This is a genomic window from Desulfosporosinus sp. Tol-M2, from assembly GCF_059735615.1.
Genome location: NZ_JCAIJG010000094.1, coordinates 1 through 4795, shown reverse-complemented (window position 1 = coordinate 4795; position 4795 = coordinate 1). Strand labels below are relative to the sequence as shown.

Sequence of the window (4795 nt, the reverse complement as noted above, 5' to 3'; positions counted from 1 at the left end):
CCGCAAATGGCGCTGCGTTAAATAAAGAGGGTGCGCTTTGACCAGATTTCGCGTATAAACACCGGCAGCTTGCGCTTGAACCTGCGAAAAAACGAGTGCCACATCATATTTGTCCGTATACTTAATTCCTGCCTGGACGCCGGCCGCGTAAAACCCCTGCGGAGCAGCCACCCCGCCGGCAATCGGCTTCCAGGCATCTTCCATATTACTCATTTATTCACACTCTCCTTTTCCAATCAGGGCCAAAGAGCCGTTCCTGTAATTCCTTGGCACTCGGGGCACCCCATCACCAGATTCATATTTTGAATCGCCTGGCCTGCCGCACCCTTAATCAGATTATCGATCGCAGCCACTATAATCACATTTCCCGTTCTCTGATCCACAGTCAACTGTAAAAAAGCATTGTTGCTTCCGCTGGCAAATTTCGTCTGCGGCCAAGTCCCGGCAGGCAAAACATGCACGAATTCCTCTTGCCCATACTGTTCCCGCCAGCACTCGCGTAGGTCCTCCTCCCGGACCCCTGCCTGAAGCGCAGCATATATGGTGACCAGCATCCCCCGCGTCATGGGAACTAAATGCGGTGTAAAATTCACGGTTAGCGGCAACCCCGCAGCCCGGGACAGTTCTTGTTCTATTTCCGGGGTATGACGATGATTTCCCACCCCGTAAGCCTTAAAGTTTTCATTAACTTCAGCATAGTGCATGCCTAGCGAGACCCCGCGGCCAGCCCCGGATACACCCGACTTGGCATCAATAATTAAATAGTTGGTTTGGAGCAATTTATGGCGCAGGAAGGGGACCAGGGCAAGCAAGGTTGCCGTTGGATAGCAACCTGGATTAGCGATTAAGGATTGTCCCCGTATTTGCGTACGATTTAGTTCCGGCAAACCATACGCGGCGCTGGCAAGCAGGTCTTTTGCCGGATGCTTAATTTTGTACCATTCCTCATAAACGTCAGCAGAATTCAACCGAAAGTCGGCCCCCAGATCAATGACTTTCATATTTCGCGCTAAAAAAGAACCGGCTCTTGCCGCCGTCAACCCATGAGGAAGTGCACAAAAAAGCACATCAAGATCCGGGACGTTTTCATCATGCAAGCTCCCCACCTTTTGACCGCTCCAATGTGGATATACCGACTCATAATCCTCCCCGGCTACACTGGATGAAGCGAGGTACAAATCCCGCACTTCTTTATGGCGTTTCAATAAACGTAACAATTCCTGTCCCGCATATCCCGTGGCCCCAAGAACACCAACCTTCATATTTAACCCTCCACTCTCCCCTGGATAAGTTCAGCTAAACTCCAGATGAAGTGAAACTCCATCCGGAAGAAGAATATTAATCATAATTATACATAAATATGTATAAAAATTCAAGATATTAATCGTCATCGTCTTCATCGAAAAAATCTTCTTCATCCAGTGTTATGTAATCAGAAACTCCTTTAAAAATATTAAAATATTCAATATCTAAATCTAATGGCGCTAATAGTTCCATCTTGATAAGACCTACTAATAATTCCAGCGTATCCTGCTCAACATCCGGGATAATCACTAAAGTGGCTTGAATTATATCCATAATGTGCAAATCCAGTGTCCCTATTAATTCAAAATCCTCACCCATAACGATTAGATATCGTTCGCTGTTAGGTGTTCTTACATCTCTAATAAAGCGTGGCATAAATACAGCCGAAGTTTTTCCATTTCCTTTATAAACTCTAAAATCTCGGACATTGTCCTTCATTGCACAGACCCCTTTCTATTGCGTTTTTTCAAGTATGTCAAAATTTAAGCCAAATCTCAGCACTGGCGTCACTCGGCATTCTCCAATCCCCTCTCGGCGAAAGCGAAATCGAGCCTACCTTGACTCCATCGGGCATAGCCGAGCGTTTAAATTGTTGACTAAAAAACCGCTTACAAAAGACCCTGAGCCAGTGGACAATCTCTTCCTTTTCATAGTTTTGAAACGCATTTTCCGCTAACAGAACAATTTTTGAAGGAGTATAGCCGAAGCGGAGCATATTATAGAGAAAGAAATCATGTAAAGTATACGGACCGACAATGTCTTCCGTCTTTTGTTCAATGTTCCCCAATTCATCAGGCGGGAGCAATTCCGGGCTGACTGGGGTCTCTAAAATATCCAACAAAGCATTTTTTGTATCTGGTTTATCGGAGCCCTCCGCATACCAAGTGACCAAATAACGCACAAGTGTCTTTGGGACACCGGAATTAACGCCATACATGCTCATCTGGTCTCCGTTATAGGTACACCAGCCAAGAGCTAATTCCGATAAATCACCCGTTCCCACGACAAGTCCGCCGACTTGATTGGCGATATCCATCAGGATTTGAGTCCGTTCCCTTGCCTGAGCATTTTCATAGGTAATGTCATGCCCTGATAAGTTATGCCCGATCGCTGTCAGGTGCTGTATACAAGCTTCTTTAATGGATATTTCCTGCGTCGTAACCCCTAATCCTTTCATTAAATCATAGGAGTTGCGATACGTCCGGCCTGAAGTTCCAAACCCCGGCATGGTCACCCCAATGATGTTTTCTTGAGGGAGTTTAAGCTTTTCAAAAGCGGCACAGGTAACTAACAACGCCAACGTCGAATCTAATCCCCCTGAAATACCCAGGACTGCTTTCTGAATACCCGTCTTGGCCAAACGTTGGGCTAGTCCTGCCGCTTGAATCCGGAAGATTTCCCGGCACCGTTCATCCCGGTCTTCTTTATTTGATGGAACGAACGGTTGAGGGTTGGTATGGCGTTCTAAGCCAGGAACTGCTTGGGAAGTAAGACTGAAGGAAACAGTCTCATAGTTTTTAGGATCAACATTACCGATGAAACTGTTGAATTTTCTCCGGTCGTTCGACAACAGCTCAATATCCAGGTCCCGAATCAGCAATGTTTCTTCTTCATTCATTCTATCTTCGGCTAATAACGTACCATTTTCCGCAATCATAGCATGCCCGCCATAAACGACATCGGTTGTCGATTCGCTATTTCCAGCCGAAGTATACAAATAAGCAGCCATACATCGAGCGGATTGTTGCGTGACCAGATTTCTCCGATACTCCGCCTTCCCAACAATTTCGTTACTTGCCGATAAGTTGAGAATCAAGTTTGCACCATGTTGAGCATGATATGAACTCGGGGGAATCGGCATCCACAAATCTTCACAGAGTTCTACTCCTACCACCAGCTCGGAGTTTTCATCCTTAAGCAGAAGATTCTCATTGAAAGGAACCTCGCGCCCACATATTTTTACCTTGTTAGAAATTCGGTTAAACGCCGAAGCAAACCAACGTTTCTCATAAAATTCACTGTAGTTGGGGATGAATGTCTTGGGGATGGCGCCCAGGATATGTCCCTCATGCATCATGACAGCACAATTAAACAATTGATTATCGGCCATAATTGGTATACCGGCAGCAATAAGCATCTTCGTTTCTTTTGTCGCTTGAAGTAAATTAAGGAGTTCTTTCTCCGCAGATTCAAGTAGTAATCTTTGATTAAAAAGATCTCCGGCACTATAACCGGTAACACACAGTTCGGGGAATAACAACACCTGAACTTTACGGGCTGAGGCTTTCATGATCAATTTTCTCATTTCTTCTATATTAAACGTTGGATTTGCTACTTCAAGATAAGGAACGGCTACCCCCGCTCTTATAAATCCATATTGGTTTAAAGAAATCATCCTAATCACTTCCTTTTATGTTCTCTTCTGTAACTTTAACTTTTTCATACATCACCGCTCAATCATACGTCTCACTATAAGTTTTCCCAATACAACTCAATCGCAGCCTCAAGACCCTGCTCAAAGCTCCAACTTTGCTTAATGCTATTAATAATATACCACAAATTAGTGGATTTAGTGGTGTTTACTTCCTTATATATGTCTCAACAGGGCTTTCAATTGACATAGGTTTTAAGCCCAAGAAATAATGTTAAAACGGACAATAACATGTTATACTAATCAAAAACAGATTTGCAGAAAATCAGAAAGAGGCGATATTTTATGTCTCTCATACGGCTGAAAAAATCTTTTGGTATTGTACAAATAAAAAAACGTCACGTAATTACGCTAGGGCAAGAAGTGCGTAAAGAACTTAACCTTGACGAAGGAGATATCCTTGACGTTTCGATTGAAGAAGGAAAAATCATACTAGAACCCAAGAAACTTATACCGGCCGATCAGCAATGGTTTTGGACACAGGAATGGCAGACAGGTGAACAAGAAGCCCAAGCTGAAATTGACGCTGGACGAATCAAGAGCTTTGATTCCATGGAAGATTTCCTTGAAGATTTAAGGAAAAACGACGATGAAGATTAAAAGTACATCACGTTTTAATCACGCCTATAACAAACTACCTAGAGAAATCAAGAACTTATTTGCTGATAAAATGTATCAGTTTAATGAAGACTGGCATCATCCCTCTTTCAGGGTTAAGCGGGTTCAAGGAACAGATAGTATTTGGGAAGGTAGCCTCAATATGTCCATACGATTCACGTTTGAATGGGTTAAAGACGAACAAGGCCAGGAAATCTGTTTAATGAGAAACATAGGAGATCATGACCATTGCTTACGCCCACCCTATTAATATGAGCGGGATGGTAATAATAAAATTGTTTCTTAAGATAAAATTACTGATTATACCCATCCGGATTATTCTTATGCCATCTCCATGCATCACCCATTATCTTTTCAAGAGAATCGTACCGCAGTTTCCATCCCAACACTGACTTAGCTTTTTCTGATGAGGCGATTAATATTGCCGGATCTCCTGCTCTT

General features: G+C 43.5%; 6 protein-coding genes and 1 pseudogene. 2 read left to right on the top strand and 5 right to left on the bottom strand.

Annotated features, from left to right (window positions below):
• The 4 genes from AC6I5A_RS06610 to AC6I5A_RS06595 form a co-directional block, all read right to left on the bottom strand.
• On the bottom strand, positions 1-213 hold a 213-nt coding region (locus tag AC6I5A_RS06610), incomplete at its 3' end, for a bifunctional ornithine acetyltransferase/N-acetylglutamate synthase (RefSeq protein ID WP_034613332.1).
• Between the two features lie 23 nt (positions 214-236).
• Positions 237-1262 carry an N-acetyl-gamma-glutamyl-phosphate reductase gene (gene argC / locus AC6I5A_RS06605; protein WP_034613329.1) on the bottom strand — a complete coding sequence of 342 codons (1026 nt, stop codon included), beginning with the start codon at positions 1260-1262 and terminating at the stop codon, positions 237-239.
• 118 nt (positions 1263-1380) lie between these two features.
• Positions 1381-1743: a hypothetical protein gene (locus AC6I5A_RS06600; RefSeq protein ID WP_034613326.1), complete on the bottom strand. Its 363-nt coding sequence runs from the start codon at positions 1741-1743 to the stop codon at positions 1381-1383.
• Positions 1744-1780: 37 nt separating this feature from the next.
• A complete protein-coding gene (locus tag AC6I5A_RS06595; protein WP_034613323.1) occupies positions 1781-3700 on the bottom strand; it encodes an NAD(+) synthase in 1920 nt (639 codons plus the stop codon).
• Positions 3701-4021: 321 nt separating this feature from the next.
• On the opposite strand from AC6I5A_RS06595, the gene AC6I5A_RS06590 reads away from it, so the two are divergent.
• Together AC6I5A_RS06590 and AC6I5A_RS06585 are read left to right on the top strand one after the other, a co-directional pair.
• Complete coding sequence (locus AC6I5A_RS06590) at positions 4022-4336, top strand: AbrB/MazE/SpoVT family DNA-binding domain-containing protein (protein WP_034613320.1); 315 nt, start codon at positions 4022-4024, stop codon at positions 4334-4336.
• Entirely contained in the window at positions 4326-4604 is a 279-nt protein-coding gene (locus tag AC6I5A_RS06585) for a hypothetical protein (RefSeq protein ID WP_034613317.1), read from the top strand. The genes AC6I5A_RS06590 and AC6I5A_RS06585 overlap by 11 nt, the downstream gene beginning before the upstream one ends.
• Before the next feature lie 43 nt (positions 4605-4647).
• Here AC6I5A_RS06585 and AC6I5A_RS06580 read toward each other — a convergent pair.
• A pseudogene (locus AC6I5A_RS06580) lies at positions 4648-4795 on the bottom strand (UDP-glucose 4-epimerase GalE); the annotation flags it as partial.